This is a genomic window from Butyrivibrio sp. AC2005 (assembly GCF_000424145.1).
Taxonomy (GTDB): Bacteria; Bacillota; Clostridia; order Lachnospirales; family Lachnospiraceae; genus Butyrivibrio.
This window is the reverse complement of sequence record NZ_AUJI01000014.1, coordinates 33,680-55,539: the sequence shown is the minus strand read 5'-3', so window position 1 is coordinate 55,539 and position 21,860 is coordinate 33,680. Positions and strand designations below refer to the sequence as shown.

The window sequence follows — 21,860 nt, the reverse complement described above, 5'->3', positions numbered from 1 at the left end:
GTGAATATACTAAATAAGGCTTTTACGAAAAGTGAAAAAATACTGTTGGTAATACTGTTTATCATAATTCTTGGGGCATTATACTATCTTTTGGTATCAACTCCGATAGAGCAGGGAATACAGTCTGCGATACAGGAACAGAATGCTCTCACAACGGAGCTGGAGGTTGTTCAGAACAAGCTTAAAAGAATCAATGATATGTCAGAGGCTTTAAATGGAGATGAAGTTAAGTCACTTAGTTATCTTCCAAGCTACAATGCCGGAAAAGATGAACTGGATTTCCTTCATGCTCTTTTAAGCGATACAATTAATTATTCTGTGAAGTTTACAAAACTGACAAGAAATGGTGATCTCATAAGAAGAGAATTTGAGATGGGATTTACTGTAAAAAATTTTACAGAGGCAGAGGAAATAATTGAGAAGCTGGAATCAAGTGAGATACGCTGCCTTGTTAATAATGTTGTGGCTTCACCGGTTTTGTTCGGCACAAATATAAATGATGATGAAGTAACAGTTAGTCTTACCGGAGATTTTTATGAGACAATGCAGGGCGGAACTCCTGATAAGGAACTGCCGGAGGATGAGTCGGAGAAAAATAACAGCTCAAGTGATAGTGCGATATTTGGGTTTTAACTACGAGATGGGACATGAGAAGAAAAAAGTGTTTTCGGGAGAAATTTAATAATAAGGGAGCGTCTGTAATACTGGCACTTGTCGTATTTTTGATCGTGGCATTTGTGGCTATTGCTATAGTTAATGCAGCAATACTTAACGCAGAGAGGACTGCAGAGGAAAGAAAGGTCGAAATTGCATATTCTGCAACTACGGAAGCAATAAGACTTATTCAGAACTGCATGGAAGATAATGCTTCTTTTGTCTATGATAAAGAATATGAGGGACAGGAAAGTAACAGCGCCGGAACTACTGCGGTAGAAGGCATGAAGGATGAACTTGGAATAAGTGTTAAGGAAATGGCAAAAGCCGGCGGGGGGACAAAGAACATAACCTTTAGTTATTCCGGAACAGAATTGCTAAAAAATGCTGAGCTCAAGGGAAGAATAACCATGAGCAAGGACTATACCATAACAGTAGATGTCTGGATGGAGAATGCAGTAACCGATTATCCCCTTACACTGACTATACCGGGAACAGCGGTGACTGTTAAGGAGGATGACTATTTAAAACCCAAGGATTCAAACGGAAAGTTCCAGAAAAAAGAAGTAACCTACATATCCTGGTCAAAGGATGGTATGTATGTTACCTCAAGAGTAAAAGATAAAAACGGTAATTAAAATCAGAGGAATGAGTAATAATGAGGAGCAATATCAGGGAAAAGATTAGAAATAGTGTTGGGGAAACGCTTATTGAAACGCTTTTTGCTCTATTGATAGCGGCTGTTGCGCTGGTAATGCTACCGGGAGCAATTGTTGCCGCAACAAAAGCAAATAAGCAGTCAAAGGAGAAATCTGTATATTACAGTGCGGAAAATGGGAGTGGTGGCTTTGACAATCATGTTGAGGTGACCGGTTTTACCATCGAATAAAGATTTGGGGAATGAGAATTATAAAGAAATCAGGTAAACAATTACAAAAAAAAATAAGGAATTCAGGCAGTAAAGGCTTTTCCATTATTGAAATGCTTCTTGCTGTCCTGATTTTGTTGCTTGCAACTTTTCTTGTATCACAATCAATGAGACTGGCAGCTGACCAGTATAGAGAGAGTACAAACCGGTCAAAGTCACAGATGATAATGTCTACATTGATGGACTTTGTCAGAGCCGAACTCACTACGGCAAGTGGATTTGATGAGGATGGAAGCACATTTGTAGATGGAAGTGGCCTTATTGGAGGCAGATGTAAGCTTGTAACGGGAGATAATACTATTTATCTTGAAAGCATAGATGGGAATAAACAATATTATCCGATTTTGGGGGATGGATCAGAAAAATATGCTGAAGAATTAAGGGTAAATGCAGTTATTAATTCACCGGAGAAGACAAAGGAAGGTGATAATCCATATTGGAAGTTTAAAGTAGCTATTACGGTGTCTGATAAAAAGGGCAGGGAGTTGACAAAAGGGGAATATGTCATCGATGTGCCCAGAGAACAAAAAGAAGACAATTAATCTTATAGATTCGCTATAGAAATTTATTATGTTTGGGAGAACAGGGGTATGAAAAAAGTAAATAGTGTGAAAAACGTAATGGGCAGCAGAAAGAGAGCTGCACGGGGATTTAGTATTGTAGAACTGCTTGTGGTAGTAGCAATACTGCTTGTTTTGTCTGCAATAGGCTTTATTGTGGGCGATAAACTAATAAAGAATACGCGACAGTCTCACCTTGATAAAAGAGCTGAGGCTGTTTATTATGCTGCTCAAAGCAGGATGATGGAACTGTTTGTTGCACAGGAAAAGAGTGATGAGGTAAATGCCGAAGGACAGACAATAAGTGTAGTTAAGGAATTATACAATGCTAACAAATTCTCCATTGGGGGAAATACGCAGCTGGCTTACCTTACATCGGATGATGGTTCTGAAGCAGCAAGTCTGTTTTTTAAAGATAAGGCATTTAACGATAAATTTTTCAGCGCCGAGCGTGGAGGAACATCCATCGTTATTGAATATGATCCTGTAAGTCTTGATGTATATGCTGCTGTGGTTTGCGATGAGCCGGAAAAGGCAGGAACCAGTATAGCAGCTCTTGCAGGAACAGACCTGGGCTCTCCTCTCAGGGGAACAGCTGCGGACAGAATTGCGGCTTATAATGCATATGTCGGATATTATTCTGAAGGAGCAACCGGACTCCTTGGGGCTAATGTGAAAGGAGGTCTCTCAGCAGGAGCCTGGATAATTAACAGTCGTGATTTATTAGGTGTTGTAAAGATAACAATAGATGAGAATACAAGAAAACAGATTGAAGGCAAAACAAATATTGCATTCAAACTGACAGTAAAGGGAGAAAAGTCTTCGGGTGGAAACAGCTCCGAGGGAATAGATATTTCAGCTAATGAAATAAGATGGCAGAACTATAGCGGGGATACTGATAGTAATTATCTTGAAACAGATGGAACGACAGGAATTGTTTATACCACCGGTTCAGGACAGACAACTATTCCGGTATCAGCGTTTGGAACACAAAGGGATTCATCTGAAAAGTATGGACTTATAGGTTATATTAAGCTTGACTCACTTGATAAGGATATGCAGTTTAATCTGTTAAAAACAAAGAGCGGTGGTAATTTGGGAAGTCAGATTACACCGGGTGATGATATAAGCATTTCCTTTAAGGTATGGGATACGGACAATAGCAGCTCGGAGGTTTCAAAGCTTACACGTGGAGCCACGGCGGTATCAAATGTTGAAAACAGCCTGTATGCAGACTTTGATGTGGATAATGGCATTGGTGTTGCACAAATCATTTATCCCCGTCACTTACAGAATCTTGCAAAAGATTTTTCCAAGGTTGAGAGCAGAATGGCAGCAGGCGGAGAGGCTTCTTCGATGGCGGCAGTGTTACTGGATGATATCGATTGGGCTGAAGATGAGAATAAATATCCCAAAGGTAATGGTCAGGTTAGAAACTTTACTCCCATAACTAATTCCGAACTCAGATCCTTCAATGGCGACAGGACAGAGAACAACACTGTTAATGCAATAACTTCAGTGGCAGATGTTGAAACAGTTAATCCTGAAGAGAAAAATTCAAATTCAGATTACACTCAGAATGATTATCATGTAATAAGACGTCTGAAAGTAGATACTTCTGACAGTTATGCCATATTAGGAACCAATAGAAAAATCGGTTTATTTGGTGATCAGAATAACATAATAATTGCTAATCTTGTTATTACTGAGTTTAAGATAAATAATACGGTTGCAAATAATAGTGCAGGAATGCTTGCGGGAAGACTGACAGGTTCAACCGTTAAGAATGTTTTTGCATATAACAGCAATGAGAATATTCCGGAAGAAACAATTAACGGAAGTGGAAATACAGCCGGAATTATCGGAGAAGCAGACAGCTGTAATATAGACGGAGTTGTAATAAAGAACCTTTGTGTCAAATCATCAGGTGGGGCTGCAGGAGCACTGATTGGTAAGGGCACAGGAAGCAACGAAATAAAGAATGTGCTTGCCTATAATGGAACACTTGCTACTTCCGGCGAAGCAGTAGCAACTACCGTAGATTATCCTGATGAAGGGTTGGAAATCACCGGATCAGCAGGAACCGGGGGACTTATTGGTGAAATAGACGGTGGAAGAGTTACAGGATGCGCAGCAGCATTATATGTCAGATCAACGGGAGGAATGGCCGGTGGTCTGGTTGGTATGGCGTCAAATACATCAATTGATGAGAGCTTTTCAGGTGGACATACCATAACAGAAAATGATAAACCCGGAAAATACGGAAAAGAGACTTCAGAAGGTACAAAAGGAAGAATTAATGTTATAGGAAGCTCATCCGCAGGTGGTTTTGTCGGGACATCAGCAGGAGCAACAATTCAAAATAGTTATTCTACATGCTCTGCATCTGCTTCAACTGTAGGAGGTTTTGCAGGAACAGCCTCTGGTGGAAATATTACCAACTGCTATGCTGTTGGACAGGTATTATTTGAAACGGCTGCATCTACATCGAATACACCGATAAGTGTATCAGGTAAGGGTGGATTTATTGGAAGTGGTGGAGCATCACTTGCAGCAGACAGATATTTTGAATTAATCAATCAGATTGATAATGGCAATTATTTAAAGGGCATAGGCGGAACTGTCAAAGATGAAAATGGAATAAAAGCAATTGATGATTCAGAAATAAGTAATGATGAGGGGTACGAGTATAACAAGTTTATGCTTCCTGCTTCGGAGCTTACTATTTTGCGAGGTGAAAAAACTCACAGATACGATTCAAATCTTCAACCTGCAATTTATGGATTCCCCTTTGTTTCAAAATTAAGAGGAGGATCATTTTCAGAATTATTCTTTGTAGATGCACATTATGGTGATTGGCCGATAGTAGAAACATTTGTTAAGAATCCTGATGGAATAGTAAGAGATACCAGACATGAAATTGACCCGTTTGCGGTTATTAAGGCGGTAGCTTCCGACATTAGGAATTCAGATGTTGTAAGAGCTCTTGCTGAGGCAGTTATTACTGAGCCTATACCGGAAGAGGATTTGAATGATCAGGATGTGACTACAGAGAATCAGGACTCCTCGAATGGAGAGTCTGCTGCGCCTGAAGAGAATACAACTGAGCAGGAAGAACAACAGGAAAATAGCCAGAACGAAGGCTCCGGGGAAGATCAATCCCAAAATGAAGCTTCAGGAGAAAATCAATCTCAGGAGGAAGCTTCAGGAGAAAATCAGCCTCAGGAAGAAGCTACGGGAGAAGGTCAGTCTCAGGAAGAAGCTTCAGGAGAAGGTCAGTCTCAGAATGAAGCTTCAGGAGAAAACCAATCTCAGGAAGAAGCTTCAGGAGAAAGCCAGCCTCAGAATGCGGATAATGCATCGAATGAAGCAGCTTCATCCGAAGAGACAGCGAACAATTCAGGGGAGAGTGCAAATGATGCAAACGGAAGTGAGGCGCAGCAGGAGAATACTGCCACCAATTCTGAAGAAGTAAAAGAAGAGAACGAGAATAAAAAGGAAGAAACTGCAGAGGGAACAACAAATCAATCTACAGGTGAAAATGGGGAGGATACACTAAAAGATATATTATCCGGAAGTTCTAAGAATTCTGTTGAAACAACAGAAAAAGGTAATATAGATGAGAAAGAGTATGCGGAAGAAAAATTATATGAAGGCGTTCTGGAGGATAAGGATAGGGGAATAGCCGTATACTTTGGAACGGACGCAAATATTCCTGAAGGAGCTGAACTTTGTGTTACAGATATAGCTGAGGATAGTGAGGACTATGACTATGGACAGCTTGTTAGTGATGCTACAGAGGCAATGGAAATAGAAGCTGAGGATGTTGCAAGCTATAGGCTTTTTGATCTTTCTATTCAAAAGGATGGTGAGGAAATCCAGCCGGAAGCACCTGTATATGTTGAAATTCAAGCTGATGGTTTATATACGAATAATGAACTGTTTGCAGATGATGAACTGGCTGCAGTTCATATGAAAAATGAGGAACCACAGATAATTGAAGCAGATGTTACCAATGAAGATGAAGAAAACGGAGAAACAGATGACAATCCCGCTGCCAGAACACCTGCCGATAAGGTAAGTTTTGAAACAGATGGCTTTTCGGTATTTGTTCTTGTACAGCCTGTACAACAGAAGACAGTAATTGCGTCAGATGAAAGTGTTTATAGTATAACCGTTGATTATGATAATGCATCCGGCATACCTGCGAATGCAGAACTTACTGTATCTGAAGTGACGGTGGAAAATGAAGAATATGCAGGATATATTGAGGAAAGTGCCAAGGAGCTTGGAACTTATAGCGAATATGTGAGAATGGCCAGAATTTTTGATATATCCTTTGTTGACAAGGAAACGGGAGATATCTATCAACCGACTAAGGATGTAAAGGTATCAGTTCAGCTCATCCAAGATGAGATTGGCAAAGAAGACGAAGAGATCAAGGTTGTTCATTTTGGAGATTCGGTCGAAGCTGTAGAATCTGCTGTCAATGATGGAATAATAGAGTTTGCTGCAAATAGCTTTTCGAATTATACAATAGTTTCACTTCCTAATTTTGATGTCTTTGATACCGCTCTTGACGGTAGCGCATATTACATATCGTATGTTGACGATAGCGAAGAGCCTTCTGTTATCAGATATTTGAGCATAAAGGAGGAAGAAGGAGTAAAAACACTTTCCTCAACGGATGATAGTACAAAGGCAACCGCATGGTCATTTAAAACCGAAGGCGACGGATATCAGATATTTAACGGGACAGATTACTTAACGGTGACTCTGTCGGAAACAGATCCGATAACAATAACCGGATGGCATCCTGATACAGAAGAAAATTCAAGCCGGTTTACTGTAACTGATTGGGACAGCTATCATAGAATATGCCTTGCTAAATCAAATGAAATAAATAAATACCTGGGATATGGTGCTACAACAGATTATGTAAGTAGTCTTAATGTGTCTGCGGAAGGAACAAAGCTTGTTCTTTCGGAGGCAGTAGATTCTACGGATATCGGAGACAGATCACTTAACGGTCAGGATTTATATATTACAGCAGGTGGTCAGTTCTTAAAATATGACAGTACCGGTGCCAGAAATGGCACAACTGTGCCGTTTGAAGCAACTGCATGGACATTCACAGCTAGCAATAACGGATATAGGATTCACAATGGATCGAATTATATAGGATTTGATGCTGATACAGCAACCATGTCTGTCAAGACAAACTGTACACTGGATAGAGCTGCCAGATTCAGAATAATGGATATGGGAGACTATCATGTAATAGAGAGTCTTGATAAGCCGGGGTATTGCCTTGAATGTATTGTATTTAAGGAGTCAGATACTGCAGATAAGTTCAGGATTGTTGAAGAACCGGATATGCTTAATGTTTCAGAAAATTCCAGGATGTTACTGATTCAGGATGTAAATATCAGCGGTGAATACGTTATCTATTCTGCAGATAATAAATATGGAATGAGAAATGATATTATTCCGGTAAACAGAGATGGTGGAATTCAACAATGCATAAAGGGAGAAGTAATTACTGTTGCTAACGGTGAAATTACTTCGGGTAATGATCTTGGTATTTTTGAATTTATAAAGCAGGATGAGAAGTTTGGATATTATATAGTAATCAAAAACGGAGAGTATGCAGGAAAGTATCTGAATATAACTTATGGACATGCAAAGAGAGGAAATGTAAGTTATACAGATAATCCGCAGATGTTCTATATATCAACCAAACTGAACGGAAGAATAAGAATTACTACAAAAGACAGTCAGTATCAGTATTCTTTGAATTATAAGGCTAAAAGTTTCCAGGCACATACTGATGTCGTTAAAAATTATGATGATGACTGGTTTAATCTGGCTGCAGACAGTTCCAGCCAAAAAGTATTGACGATAAATTATGTTTATGGAAAGGCTACGGGAGATAAGGGGCTTAAGAATAATCTGCCTCTTGCAACAACGGAAGAAGTCTCGATTAAACAAAATGAAAGTGCATATGAATATACTTTAAAAGATCCGGTAGCTGACAAATATGTTTCCATGGATTCAGGTAAAAAGTATACTTATGAATTTGTTGGCTGGAAAATAAAAGGATATGCAGGAACTTTGACAGATGGCTCCTATATTCCGGGAGATATTGTTGATTTCGCAGCTGAACAGATGGGAACAACAATAACCATAAAGGCAGTATGGAAATTAGTTAAGGAGGAAGCGCTAAAATTCACAATAGAATATAACATTATTGATAGCGATCCGGGGTATAGCAGTCAAATAGATGGTGGAAGCTTACCTGTAATAGATACTGAATTTGGCGGAACCTATACAAAGATTGGTCAGGATAAATATGAAGAGATACGTGAGGGTGAAGCTGTAACATCATATAAATTCCCTAATGTGGGATATGAGTATAATGGCAGATATGTTTCCTATATGGAAACAGTTGATCCGGATGGATATTTCGGGAATAAATATATTCGTACTTATCAAAAGACTCCGGGCGAATATGGACGCACATATCTGTTTAGGGGATGGAGACTTGAGGATGGCTCAATAATAAGGCCATATGATTTGGAAAATGGAATATATGATCTGACTGATCTTGACAATGATCATGATGAAAAAATCACTCTTGTCTCAAGTTGGGCATGTGATTGGAAAAATACGACATCAGCAGCGAAATCTTCAACAAATCTCTCTATATTGTCAGACGCTGACCAGATAGATAACCCTATCAGTGCCGAAGATTATATTATAGAAACCTCAAGTAAATATGTACATCTGGGACCTGCGGCATTCTATAGTACTGATAATGATACAAACAAAATATTATTTTCTAATGAGATAAATTCACCTTCTAAAGGAAAATATAAATATTTTGTTACCTTTATTCAGGATATGGAAAATTATACTCAGAGAGCCCAGGAAGCTGCTAAGGTTGACAAAAAGATAAGAGAGGAGCTTGCAGGGGAATCCGGATATTTTGATGACGGAGTTATTGACAAGAATGTGCATGATAAGTTCCATGGGGCGCACGATGTTGATCCCTATGAAGAAAATGAGAAGAATAGAACATGGCATATTTCATACTTGCCAAGTGATGAATTTGTCTTCAAAAAGTTACAGGAATCTAACCTGAAGATAAAGTATTATGATGAGAGAACCGGAACCAAGGTGGAAATTCCTAAAGAGGAGCTTACGCCTGAAAATTATCTGATCAGATGGTTTGTTGTTAAATATCAGTCATCGGATGTAAAAGCAGGTTTTCACGTAAACGGTAAGATCACGAAAAAGGTAAGTAGTGTAACAATCACAAAGACATTCAAGGGTGATCCGGTTGCTGTTGAGGCTGCTACGGCAGATATTGATACAATTTCAGATACAGATTCGGAAGCTGATGTACAGGCAAAGATAGCAAAAGCCAAAAACAGATTCAATATCACACTAAAAAATGCTGCTACCGGCAATGGGGATAGCAACGCGAATGATACTACCAGTATCACGGATGATACGATAATGCTGACGATGCTTGACAGGGTTTCGGCAGGATCCTTCTATGCGGTGACAACCAGGGGTAAAGTTGATACCAATATATATGGTTTTATTAAAAAGACTGAGAAGGATGGAAATATAACATATACATGGGTTGTTCCCATTGAAGGAAATCAAAATTACATAGTCAAAGAAAATAATTACACAATACATCTGCAAGATAGTGAGAGCGAGAAGGAGATTGTATACGGAGCAGAAGTGACATTTAACCAGACAAATACAGGAGATCCGGATGATGAAGAGTATAAACCATGGAATCCGGAAAAGAGAGTAAAGACAAATGCAGAGCCTTTGGATGCGGTAGACATGGATGACAATGAGTCTACGAATTTCATCAATACCATGAAGAAGACGACTGTTCTGAATATTAAAAAGGTTACTGACACGAAGGAACCTATAAAGAACGTAGAATTCAGAATATTTAAAGCGGACAAGGCGGATTCGAATGACGATGCATTAAGACTCTATAACCTTCATGATGATGAGGATGGTGAATATTCCCTTTTATACGAGAATAAGGAATATGTTAATGTGGCTAAGACAAATGCCGAGGGACTACTTAAGATCAGTATTCCACAGGCAGAAGCAGAAAAAACAGATACCTATATAATCAAGGAGACAATTCCGGAAGAGTATCAGGGACATAATGATACAGAAAATATTCCGCAGTTCAAGATTACCATCGATGACCAGGGCGATATCAGAGTACAAAAGCAGGACGTGAAGATGAAGACAGCCTATGGCAGTATAAAGCCTTGCAATGATGATCAATTTGTTCCGAAGGAATATGATGAGCAGGGAGTTGCCAAAAGTGAGTATTTCCTTGTTACTAACAGTAATGGTGTGGATATTTCATTTAAAAAGATTGATGGATACGGAGAACCTCTTGCAGGAGCAGAGTTCACTTTCTATGATACGTCGGAGACCGGAGATGCGAATACTTTTGCCGGAGTTCTTGAGAATAATGGAACGCCGTTTAGTGGAGTGATCATAAAGGAAGGTGAAAATGAGGTCACTACAGAAAAGGTAGTATCAACCGCGCCGCAGGATGAAAAGGGAAATAATGTCGTATTTAAGATTCCTGCAGGTATCTATTTCATGAAAGAGACGAAGCTTCCTGATGATGCAAAATATGAGTATGACTATTTTGTAAAAGCCGGAGATGATCCTGATGTGGAGGAAAATCGTAAGCAGTATGTTTATAAGCTTTATGTCGGAGAGGATAATGTAAAGCAGGCTAAGGAGGATGTATCGAATGATACCGGACTCACTATAGATGTTAAATTAGAGTCTGATCTTGACGAAGACCACAAGGATGAAGCTACAAAATTTGTTCTTGTACGCATGGACAAGGACAATGAGAAGATTGATAAGGAATGCATAAAAAAAGGTAAGTCAGTTATAGAAAAGCTTGGAATTATCAATCTGTCAAAAGCAAAATGCAAGGTTGTTCTCAAGAAGACCGGTAGTGGAGACTTGCCGTATAGAGGACCAAAATTTGACATCCTGAGAGCGGATCTTATGAGTATTGCCAAGAACATCGACGGAAGCTGGATTTCAGGAGATGCAGGCGCGTTCTTTATCGGAAAGCTCGGTGTGGGCAAGTATTACCTTGTTGAATCGGCATCCGGTGGAGCAGGAGAAAATACAAAGTTTGAATTCGAGGTAAAAGAAGACTCTGATGGAATTGTAAGAGCAACGGAACCTAAAGCTCCGGATAAAGATCCTTTTACTGCACTAACTGAATAATGACGATATAAAAGCACTTTTCAGTTTTGAGAAGTGCTTTTATAATGGTTAAAGCTATATGAAATATTAGGTATGAGGTAGTCAAAATGATCTTATTACAGCAGATGTTTGTGTTGTTTGTGCTTATGACTGTGGGAATTATCTGCAGGAAAACAAAGCTGATGAATGACAGAATCAGTAAAGGTATGTCGGGTATTGTTGTTAATATTGCAAGTCCGGCCTTTATTATTTCCGCAGGGATAAACAAGGAAGAGGTTGTTTCAAACAAACAGCTCCTGGCCTGTGTCTTTGCTTCCATTATTATGTACCTTGGACTGATACTGATATCACTTTTTATGCCTAACATTCTTAAACTCGACAAGCATTATTTCGGAACCTATAGAGTAATGACGATTTTTTCCAATATCGGATTTATGGGATTTCCTATTGTGTCAGCTACCTACGGAAGTACGGGGCTGTTGTATGCGGCATTTTTTCAGTTTCCTTTTAATCTGCTCATTTATACTTATGGTATACGCGCCATGAGGAGTGGGAAGGATATAGATTTTGACAAGACCTTTTCATGGAAAAATATAATAAATGTCGGAGTAATATCAGTTTTTGTTTCCCTTGCTCTTTATCTTACACATGTACATGTTCCGGAGCCTGTTGAGGACGTGGTGACAAGTCTGAGCGGGCTGACAGTGCCGATGAGTATGATGGTTATAGGATATTCGATGGGTGGAATGAAGCTTAAGGAACTGTTTTCAGATTACAAGCTTATGATATTCTCTGCGCTGAAACTGATTGTTATACCTGTAATCAGTGTGTTTCTGATGAAGATGTTTATCAGGGATACGATTCTTCTCGGAGTGTGCTTTGTAATGATTGCGACTCCCGTAGGAAGTATGACTGCCATGCTTGCGCAGGTTTACGGAGGGGATGAGGAGACTGCCTCAAGGGGAGTTGCACTTACCACCCTTCTTTCTGTAATTACGATACCGCTTGTGGGGGCAATATGCCTTAAATAATAAGCGGTAATTTTATAATTTCTTTATGTTTTCTTGACATCTGCTTCATTGAGTGCCCTAAGGTGCGGTGATAGAATTAATGAGTAAAACTGTGGCATCACGGTGGTTTATGGCAATGCCATAAGGCTTGTGAGGGGATTCAATGAAAAAGCTTAAGAGCTGGCAGAGCTGGGTGTTACTGGCTGTATGCATACTCATTAATCTCATAGGCAGAAGGATAGCAGCTGTTTTTGAACTTCCTTTCTGGTTGGACGCGATAGGTACACTTATTGCGGCTATTCAGCTTGGCCCTTTAGGCGGAGCTATTTCTGGTGCTGCTCTCAATACTTTATTGGGAATATGGAGCCAGAATAGAATAGCTAATCTGACATATATAATAGTATCTGTAGGCATAGGTGTTTCTGTAGGATTTTTCTTTCCAAAAACAGGTTCCCATAGTTTATTCAGAGTGATCTCAACGGCAGTGTTTGCAGGCTTTGTTGCTGTTGTCTTATCTACGCCGCTAAACATATATTTCTATGATGGAAGAACAGGGAATATATGGGGAGACGGTCTTATTGACATGCTTTCAAGGGACATTAACGTACCTGTGGTCTGCTCTTTTTTAGGAGAAGCTTTTGTTGATATTCCTGATAAAGCCCTAAGCGTTATTGTCGCAACAAAGCTTATACAGATTTATTATTATGTGGCAAACAGAAGAAAGAGAGCCATAAGAAAAAGTGCTTTATTATGGTTCCTTTTGCCTGCTGCTTTATGCGCTTTTTCCATAAACTCAAAAGCTGTGGATATGGCTTCTGAATATGCTGTCATTCATTATGATACGGATGACGGTCTTGCTACTATGGAGATTAACGCCATTGCCCAGACGAAAGATGGCTACCTTTGGGTGGGAACTTACGCAGGACTTTATAGGAGCGACGGTCACAGTTTTGTAGCTGCTGAGCTGGATGAGAGAATCAGCAATGTAATGGATATGCATGTTGATCGCAGGGGTAATTTGTGGATAGGCACAAATGACAGCGGTCTGGCATGCTATAACCCTAAGAATAATTCAATCACGTTTTATACTGTAAAAGATGGGTTACCATCGGATTCTATCAGAGCGATATGTGATGATAAATTAGGGAATGTATATATTGGAACAGCTACGCAGCTATGCGTTATTACAAAGGACGGAACAATAAAAACCATCACTGATGGGGATATATATGGAGTCAGAACCCTTACCAGTAATGAGAGGGATGTCGTTGCGGGAGTGACAAATTCAGGGGAGCTTTTCTTTGTCAGATATCATGAGTTTCTGGGTAAGACTGTACTTGATGACGAACATGTGGTATTTACCGCAGTTGCAGCCGGAGAGCATGAAGAATTTCTTGTGGGTTCAAGCTCAAATTACGCTGTTTATGCGACTCTTGAAGACGGGGAAATAGTTTTAGGAAAAAAGTATGTAGTCCAGCAGGCGGAGTATTTTAACAGAATAATTTATTCTGAGCAGAATAATGGCTTCTTTTGTGCATTGGAGGTCGGTAACGGATTTCTCACAAGAGAAGGTAAGTATACAGATATGTCCACCCAGGATTTTCGCAGTTCTGCATGGGATGTAATTGTAGACTATCAGGGAAATATATGGTTTGCCTCCAATAAACAGGGAATTATCAAATATTCCTGGAATCCGTTTATGGATGTGTTTGCGAGAGCGAAGATTGATTCCGAAGTAGTAAATGCAACGATGATAAAAGATGGGATGTTGTATGTAGGAACAAACAACGGACTTTTTACTATTGATCTGAAAACCTATTATTCCGTTCCAATAGATCATCCGGATATTTTAAAAAATGTCAAAATAAAAGATCTGATGGAGGATTCAAAAGGGAATGTCTGGGTATGTACCTATGGAAAGAACGGTCTGATTGAATTAAAGACAGATGGTAGTGTTGACACTTTTAATGAGGTTAATAAGCACACTGAAGGTGGTAGATTCAGGACTGTGATGGAACAGTCTGACGGAACCATAGTTGCGGGCAGTAATACCGGACTTAGCTTTATAAAGGACGGTGTTGTAGTAAATACAATAGGGGAAAAGGATGGCCTGACAACACAGGTGCTTGATATGGTTGAGTACAAACCCGGCGTTATTACCGTAGGTACTGACGGTCAGGGAATTGCTGTTGTTTCGGATGGTAAGATAGCGGGCATATATGGGAAAGAGCAGGGCATGGAGTCTCTCGTTGTTCTCAAGGTTATTCCCTATGATGACGATGGCTCGTGTATTTATGTCACTAGTAATGCACTTTACTATTTTAAGGATGAAAAGGTAACAAAGCTTACAAACTTCCCTTATAACGATAACTATGATGTGTTCTATACAGATGATGGGAATGCCTGGGTGACTTCCGGTGCCGGAATATATATCGTAAATAAGGCAGATATGATAAAAAACGGGGATTACAGTTATTCGCTGTTGAATAAGGCCAGAGGACTTGATACATCCCTTACTGCCAATGCACGGAATACCTTCGATGGAAAATACTTATATTTATGCTGTACAGATGGCGTTAGAAGAATTTCTGTAGGAGATGACAATTTTCTTGACAGGGATTATTCAATCAAGATAAGTAAGCTTGTTGCAAATAATGAAGTGATTGAACCTAATGAAAAGGGTGACTATATAATTCCTGCTACTTCCGGAAGAATAACCTTCAATATTGCGGTTTTGAACTACACGCTTTCAAATCCTATGATGCACATTTTTCTTGAGGGCTCCGGGGATGACGGTATAATCTGCACGCAAAAGGAGATGCAGGCACTTAGCTATATCAATCTTCCTTATGGTAATTATACGCTTCGGGTTCAGGTCTATGATTCTGCCGGCAGGAACGTAATAAGGGAAGAAAAATTCCGTGTAATGAAGGAGTCGCAGATATTTGAGAGGCTTTACTTCAAGATATATCTTTTCGTGGTTTGCGTTCTCTTTGTACTGTTCATAGGGTGGCTCGTTGGAAATATAAGAGCAGGTATTACCAGCATGGAAAGATGGCAGAAGGAAGCCAAGATTGATCCCATGACAAAGTTCTGGAACAAGGGATTTACTGAGCAGTTCCTTCCGGAATTATGCAAAAACCATGAAGGTATTCTGATGATCATTGACCTTGATAATTTCAAGCTGGTTAATGATATATACGGGCATGAGATGGGGGATAAGGTCCTTATAAAATTTGCGGAGCTAATACGTTCATGCCTTAGAGATGATGACTTTATCGGTAGAATCGGAGGTGATGAGTTTATCGCCTTCATAATGGAGACGTCTGAAGAAAGTGCTGTTGCTGAAAAAGAGAGGCTCTTAAATGAAAGGATTATCACCGTCTGCGAGGAGCTGATGGGGAAGGATATGAACATACCTACCGGCGTATCTATAGGAGCGGTTGCTACTGTGGATGAAGGTGGAGATTATGCTGATCTTTTCAGAAAGGCTGATAAAGCTCTGTACAATGTAAAACAGAATGGAAAGCATGGTTATTTCATGTTCAGAACATCAGGCGTTGGGGTGGGTGATGAAGTCAATGTTTCCGGTGTTGCTGGAATAAAGATGATTCTGGAGGAGAGAGGAGGCGTCCATAAAGGAGCCTACCTTGTGGATTTTGAAAAGCTCCAAATGGTATACAGGCTGTTTGTGAGAATAGCTAAAAGAACAATAGTCAATATCTGGATTGTACAGTTCATCCTGAGCCGCGAGGATGGTGGTGAAGTTGAAAAGGAAGTAATGGATAACTTCCTTGAGGTTTTGAGTGTTAATTTAAGGAGTAATGATGTTATGGCTCAAAACGGAAAGAACCAGGTGATACTGATACTCACTGCTATTCAGGCAGATGATGGAAGTACTCCTATCAATAGAATTCTGGAGCAGTGGAACAATATGGAAGGCCATGAAGGATACTTGCTTACCTATGAGACAGAGGGGATGGAATAACAATGTCTCAAGATTTTATAACAAAGTCGCAGTAATTGTGCTAAAATGGTTTTCGGTATTTTACATGCTCATAAGAGCAATATAAATATGTTGCTTTATTTTTTGTTTTAAGGAGATATTAAAAATGCAGTCACGTACACATACATGTGGTGAGCTCAGAGTTGCAAACGTGGGTGATAAGGTTAAGCTTGTCGGCTGGCTTGAGAACCTTCGTGAAGTTGGTGCTGAGCTTGGATTTGTGGTTTTGAGAGATTTTTACGGAACAACTCAGATTGTCATTGAAACAGAAGACATGATGAAGGTTGTTAAGGGGATTAATAAGGAATCAACAATTTCTGTTGAGGGTACTGTCAGAGAGAGAAGCTCTAAGAATCCTAAGCAGGTTACAGGTGATATCGAAGTAGTCCCGGAGAAGATAGAGATTCTTGGCCGTTGCAGATACAACGAGCTTCCTTTTGAGATAAACAGAAGCCGTGAGGCCGATGAGACAGCACGTCTTAAGTATCGTTATCTTGATCTTAGAAATCCTGAAGTTAAGAAGAACATAATTCTTAGAAGCAATGTTATTGCAGCGCTGAGAGCATCTATGATCGAGCATGATTTCATGGAGATTACCACACCTATTCTTACAGTGTCATCTCCTGAAGGTGCAAGAGATTACCTTGTTCCTGCGAGAAAGCATCCCGGAAAGTTTTATGCACTTCCTCAGGCACCTCAGCAGTTCAAGCAGCTGCTTATGACCTCCGGAATTGACCGTTATTTCCAGATTGCACCCTGCTTTAGAGATGAGGATGCAAGAGGAGACAGAAGCCCGGGTGAGTTCTATCAGCTGGATATGGAGATGGCTTTTGCTTCTCAGGAAGATGTATTTGAGATTTGTGAGGATGTTCTTCCTCCGATTTTTGCCAAGTATGGTTTATATGACAGAGCTTCCGGTGCTCCGTTTGCCCGTATTCCTTATCGTGAGGCGATGGAGAAGTACGGTTCCGATAAGCCTGATCTCAGAATCGACCTGACAGTTCAGGATGCTACAGAGGTTCTTAAGGATTGCGGCTTTGGTCCGTTCGCAACAAAGGCTGAAGATGGAAGCGATACAGATGTAAGAATCAAGGCTGTTGTTGTTTCAGACTTTAAGGAGAGCCGCAAGTTTATTGATAAGACTATCGCTGATGTTGAAGTTCAGGCCGGTAACAAGCCTTACTGGTTCAGACTTGATGAGAATGGCGAGATTGTCGGCGGTATCGCTAAGTTTGTTCAGGATAAGAAGGATGAGGTTATTGCAGCTCTCGGACTTAAGAGCGGTGATCTTGTTGTAATAAGTGCAGGTAAGCTTGGACAGGCACAGAAGACTGCAGGTGTTGTTGTTAAGACCTTCGGTGCTGCTGTTCCAGGACATATGGATAAAGAGCAGTATGCTTTCTGCTGGATTGTAGATTTCCCGATGTATGAGATCGGTGAGGAGTCAGGTGAGCTTGAGTTCTGTCATAATCCTTTCTCAATGCCTTCAGGCGGAATGGAAACACTTCTTAAGGCTGAGAGAGGTGAGATTGATCCTCTTGATATCATGGCTGATCAGTATGACCTTGTATGTAACGGTGTTGAGCTTTCATCAGGTGCTGTTCGAAACCATGATCCCGAGATCATGATCAAGGCATTTGAGATGGTTCGCCTTGGTGAAGAGGATGTTAAGGCTAAGTTCCCTGCTATGTACAATGCATTCTGCTATGGTGCACCGCCGCATGCAGGTATTGCACCCGGCGTTGACCGTATGATAATGCTTCTTGCAGGTGAGAATTCTATCAGAGAGATTATTCCGTTCCCTATGAACAAGAATGCTCAGGATATCATGATGGGTGCTCCCGGAGAAGTAACAGAGAAGCAGCTTGAAGAATTACATATTAAGACGGTAGCTGAGGAAAACAGTTAATCATTCCTTGAACAATTAGGAAACGTAAGTTTTTATGCTCCCTGAGAGAGGGGTAATCAGTTCCCGGTCGATTATGCGCTTGCGCAACGAGACCGGAAATGATTATTTCTCTCTCGGGGAGCTTTTTTTAAAAGTGAAATGTTTGTAAAATCGTCCTTTTTCAATTGTTTTTTCTGAAAAATACTTGTATTATTGAAATATATGTTGCGGTATTTTGGACATTTTTAAAAAATATCAGAAATACATCCTTGAAACCGCCATATGATCAATAAAAATTCAATGCTTAGCCTGTATAATACAGACTATTTCTCGGAAAAGGCATAGATGATCAAAAAAACAACAGATTTTTCAAAACTTATGACGCAGTTTGCTATGGTGGGACAGCTTGGGTTGTCGTTGGTAACCCCGCTACTCATCTGTATTTTTGCGTGTTATATGCTGACAACCAGGCTTGGAGTCGGCGGATGGGTGTATATTTTAGGATTCTTCTTTGGACTTGGCGGATCTGCCATGACGGCTTATAAGGTGTATCTGGAAGTGGAAAAGAAGAATCAGACAAAGAAACGCCCTGATAAAGAAGTAAATTTCAATAAACACATTTGATTTTAATTGTCTGCCCTTTTGCGGGAGGAACTGGATAAAAATGTCTTCCCTTTAGTGGGAGGAACTGGATAAAAATGTCTTCCCTTTAGGGGGAGGAACTGGATAAAAATGCCTTCCCTTTAGGGGGAGGAACTGGATAAAAATGCCTTCCCCTTGGGGGGAAGGTGGCACGAAGTGCCGGATGAGGGGAGCGGAGAAAAAAGATATGGTAGTTCAGGATGCAGTGAAAAAGGAAACCACATTTATAGCTGTGGGGACAGCGGTGGCGAGCCTTATCGTTATAGTACTGTTTTTTGTTTTGCATCAAGTGGTACCGAAAGATGCGCCATTTGGCTATAAGGTACCTTTTGATTATACGGTCTTTCTGGGTGCGATAGGTGGAACTGTCGTCGCTGTAGGTAACTTCTTTTGGATGGGACTTACGGTACAGAAGATCACAGGGATGAATGAAGAGGAGATGGACAGAGCAAGAAGTACCATGGCAGTAAGTCTGCGCTATCGTACGATGATGCAGCTTCTGTGGGTTATTCTATCTATCTTCATACCGGCTATAAATCTTGTAACCGGTGTAATTCCTCTTTTTATTCCGAGTATTTTAATAAAAATTCGCGGGATTCTAACTGCGAGGAAAGGAAGGTGATACTAGAGTATGAACTTTGAAGTAACCGGCAGTAAGATCTATTACACAATCCACACCGGCATACCTGTACTTGGTGATTTCAATATCACAGAGACGCTGGTAGTCAGCTGGATTGTAATGGCAATCATAACGCTGCTGTGTATCTTCCTGACGAGAAACCTTCGGGTAGAGAATATTTCAAAGCGCCAGGCGGTTGCAGAGATGATCGTAGAGGCGGCACACAATCTGGTTCGCAGCAATACCGGTGGAACGAAATTCGACTGGCTGATTCCGCTTGTTTCGGCGATTTTCGCCACAAGTATTGTGTCTAACCTGATATGCCTTGTTGGTCTCAGAAGTCCGACAGCTGATCTTTCTACGGAAGCAGCGTGGGCAATTGTGGTCTTCATAATCATCACTGCATGTAAGATTAAAGCGGGAGGGTTCCTGGGTTATCTCAAGAGCTTCACAACGCCGATTGCTGTAATGACACCGTTCAATATCCTATCTGAGCTGGCAACGCCTGTAAGTATGGCTTGCCGTCACTTTGGTAATATTCTTTCGGGTATTGTTATTGACGGACTCATTTATACAGCACTTGCGATTGCTTCTTCCGCAATATTCGGACTTATTCCGGGCGCTGTAGGTGATGTGCTATCTAATATTCCGATCCTGGATGTCGGACTCCCTGCTATTCTTGGCGTATATTTCGACTGGTTTACAGGATGTATGCAGGCGTTTATTTTCTCAATGCTGACAATTATGTATATTGCTAATGCGGCTGAGGGTTAAGAAAAAATAACTCACAGCCTTCCCCTTGGGGGGAAGGTGGCACGAAGTGCCGGATGAGGGGAAAACTTAATAAAGAAAAATCATATAAAAAATCTAGGAGGATTTCAACATGAGTGATTTTCAGATTTTAGCAAAAGGTATTGCACTTGCAGGATGCGGTATCGGTGCAGGATGTGCACTGATCGCCGGTATCGGACCTGGTATTGGTGAAGGAAATGCCGTTTCTAAGGCGCTCGAGGCAATCGGACGTCAGCCCGAGTGTAAGGGTGATGTAACAAGTACCATGCTTCTTGGTTGTGCGATCGCAGAGACAACCGGTATCTATGGTTTCGTTACCGGACTTCTTCTTATTTTCGTTGCACCCGGCACATTCATGGGCTATCTGAACTAAATAATTATTCAGTAGCTTAAGCCCCAAAGTAGAAATAATGGAGGTACACGAATGGGCACACAGGATCTAGTTACAATCGTTCCGTGGACGTTCATAGCACAGATATGCAACCTCTTCATTCAGCTCTGGCTTATTAAGAAGTTCCTTTTCAAGCCTATAAATGAGGTTATTGAAAAGAGAAGACAGCTCACTGAGAATGAGATCAAGGGAGCTCGCGAAGCAAAGCAGAAGGCTGAAGAGATGAAGAAGGAATATGAGACAAGCCTTTCTTCCGCACAGGCACAGGCAGCAGATATTGTTGCATCTGCAACCAAGGAAGCACAGGGCAAGGCTGACACTATCGTCAAGGAAGCTGAGCAGCAAGCTAAGGGTCTCATTGAAAGAGCTGAAGCTGACATTGAACAGGAGAAGAAGAAAGCCATTAACGAGGCTAAGGACACCATTGGCGGACTTGCAATGGATATTGCAGGAAAAGTTGTGGAGAAGGAAATCAACGAGAACGATCATAAGAAACTTATTGATGAATTCATTAACAATGTAGGGGAGGCGTCATGACCAAGGCTGGAGATTTATACGGACAGAGTCTGTATGATCTGGCGCTTTCGGAAAACCTTACGGATGATATCTTAAGTCAGATGGAATCGGTCAAGGAGATATTCAAGGAGAATCCTGATTATGTAACGCTTTTATCGGAGCCCTCGGTTCCTAGGAAAGAGAGATTAAAGCTTGTTGATGAAGCTTTTGACGGACAGCTCCAGCCGTACCTGCTGAACTTTATAAAAATTCTCATTGAGAGAGGAATTTTGAGACAGTTTTCAGCATGTGAAAAGAGGTTCAGAAGCTGCTATAACAAGGATCACGGCATTGCGGAAGCAACAGTGACAAGTGCTATAGCCCTTAATGAGTCGCAGGTCAGCGCTCTTAAGACAAAGCTTGAATCCATCAGCGGTAAGAAGATTCTTCTAACTCAGAAAACCGATGGATCTGTACTCGGAGGTATCCGTGTGGAGATCGAAGGAAAGCTCTATGACGGAACGGTTCAGGGGCGCCTTGATGAACTCCGCAAGAAGGTTGACGAGACAGTCCTATAAGAAAGAATAAAA

At 40.7% G+C, this 21,860-nt stretch carries 14 protein-coding genes; all 14 read left to right on the top strand.

Annotated features, from left to right (window positions below):
• Positions 1 to 633, top strand: a complete 633-nt coding sequence (locus tag G602_RS0104990) for a type II secretion system protein M (RefSeq protein ID WP_026657974.1) — start codon at positions 1 to 3, stop codon at positions 631 to 633.
• A 14-nt stretch (positions 634 to 647) separates the two neighbouring features.
• The gene (locus G602_RS0104985) at positions 648 to 1,292 is read left to right on the top strand and encodes a hypothetical protein (protein WP_026657973.1); all 645 of its coding nucleotides are present in this window, start codon (positions 648 to 650) and stop codon (positions 1,290 to 1,292) included.
• 20 nt (positions 1,293 to 1,312) lie between these two features.
• Positions 1,313 to 1,543, top strand: coding sequence for a type IV pilus modification PilV family protein (locus G602_RS0104980; RefSeq protein WP_026657971.1), 231 nt, complete (start codon positions 1,313 to 1,315; stop codon positions 1,541 to 1,543).
• Positions 1,544 to 1,554: 11 nt separating this feature from the next.
• Positions 1,555 to 2,124, top strand: a complete 570-nt coding sequence (locus G602_RS0104975) for a hypothetical protein (protein ID WP_026657970.1) — start codon at positions 1,555 to 1,557, stop codon at positions 2,122 to 2,124.
• A 48-nt stretch (positions 2,125 to 2,172) separates the two neighbouring features.
• On the top strand, positions 2,173 to 11,448 hold the full coding sequence (locus G602_RS0104970) for a SpaA isopeptide-forming pilin-related protein (protein WP_026657969.1): 9,276 nt from the start codon (positions 2,173 to 2,175) through the stop codon (positions 11,446 to 11,448).
• An 86-nt stretch (positions 11,449 to 11,534) separates the two neighbouring features.
• On the top strand, positions 11,535 to 12,458 hold the full coding sequence (locus tag G602_RS0104965) for an AEC family transporter (RefSeq protein WP_026657968.1): 924 nt from the start codon (positions 11,535 to 11,537) through the stop codon (positions 12,456 to 12,458).
• A 142-nt stretch (positions 12,459 to 12,600) separates the two neighbouring features.
• Positions 12,601 to 16,425, top strand: coding sequence for a diguanylate cyclase domain-containing protein (locus tag G602_RS0104960; RefSeq protein WP_026657967.1), 3,825 nt, complete (start codon positions 12,601 to 12,603; stop codon positions 16,423 to 16,425).
• Between the two features lie 124 nt (positions 16,426 to 16,549).
• Positions 16,550 to 18,352: an aspartate--tRNA ligase gene (aspS, locus tag G602_RS0104955; RefSeq protein WP_026657966.1), complete on the top strand. Its 1,803-nt coding sequence runs from the start codon at positions 16,550 to 16,552 to the stop codon at positions 18,350 to 18,352.
• A gap of 324 nt (positions 18,353 to 18,676) precedes the next feature.
• The gene (locus G602_RS0104950) at positions 18,677 to 18,955 is read left to right on the top strand and encodes an AtpZ/AtpI family protein (RefSeq protein WP_026657964.1); all 279 of its coding nucleotides are present in this window, start codon (positions 18,677 to 18,679) and stop codon (positions 18,953 to 18,955) included.
• A 205-nt stretch (positions 18,956 to 19,160) separates the two neighbouring features.
• Positions 19,161 to 19,595 carry a hypothetical protein gene (locus G602_RS0104945; protein WP_026657963.1) on the top strand — a complete coding sequence of 145 codons (435 nt, stop codon included), beginning with the start codon at positions 19,161 to 19,163 and terminating at the stop codon, positions 19,593 to 19,595.
• Positions 19,596 to 19,604: 9 nt separating this feature from the next.
• On the top strand, positions 19,605 to 20,366 hold the full coding sequence (locus G602_RS0104940; RefSeq protein ID WP_026657962.1) for a F0F1 ATP synthase subunit A: 762 nt from the start codon (positions 19,605 to 19,607) through the stop codon (positions 20,364 to 20,366).
• 109 nt (positions 20,367 to 20,475) lie between these two features.
• Entirely contained in the window at positions 20,476 to 20,757 is a 282-nt protein-coding gene (gene atpE, locus G602_RS0104935; RefSeq protein ID WP_022761136.1) for an ATP synthase F0 subunit C, read from the top strand.
• 51 nt (positions 20,758 to 20,808) lie between these two features.
• Positions 20,809 to 21,312, top strand: coding sequence for a F0F1 ATP synthase subunit B (gene atpF / locus G602_RS0104930; RefSeq protein ID WP_026657961.1), 504 nt, complete (start codon positions 20,809 to 20,811; stop codon positions 21,310 to 21,312).
• On the top strand, positions 21,309 to 21,848 hold the full coding sequence (gene atpH / locus G602_RS0104925; RefSeq protein WP_026657960.1) for an ATP synthase F1 subunit delta: 540 nt from the start codon (positions 21,309 to 21,311) through the stop codon (positions 21,846 to 21,848). The genes atpF and atpH overlap by 4 nt, the downstream gene beginning before the upstream one ends.
• The last annotated feature ends 12 nt before the right edge of the window (positions 21,849 to 21,860 follow it).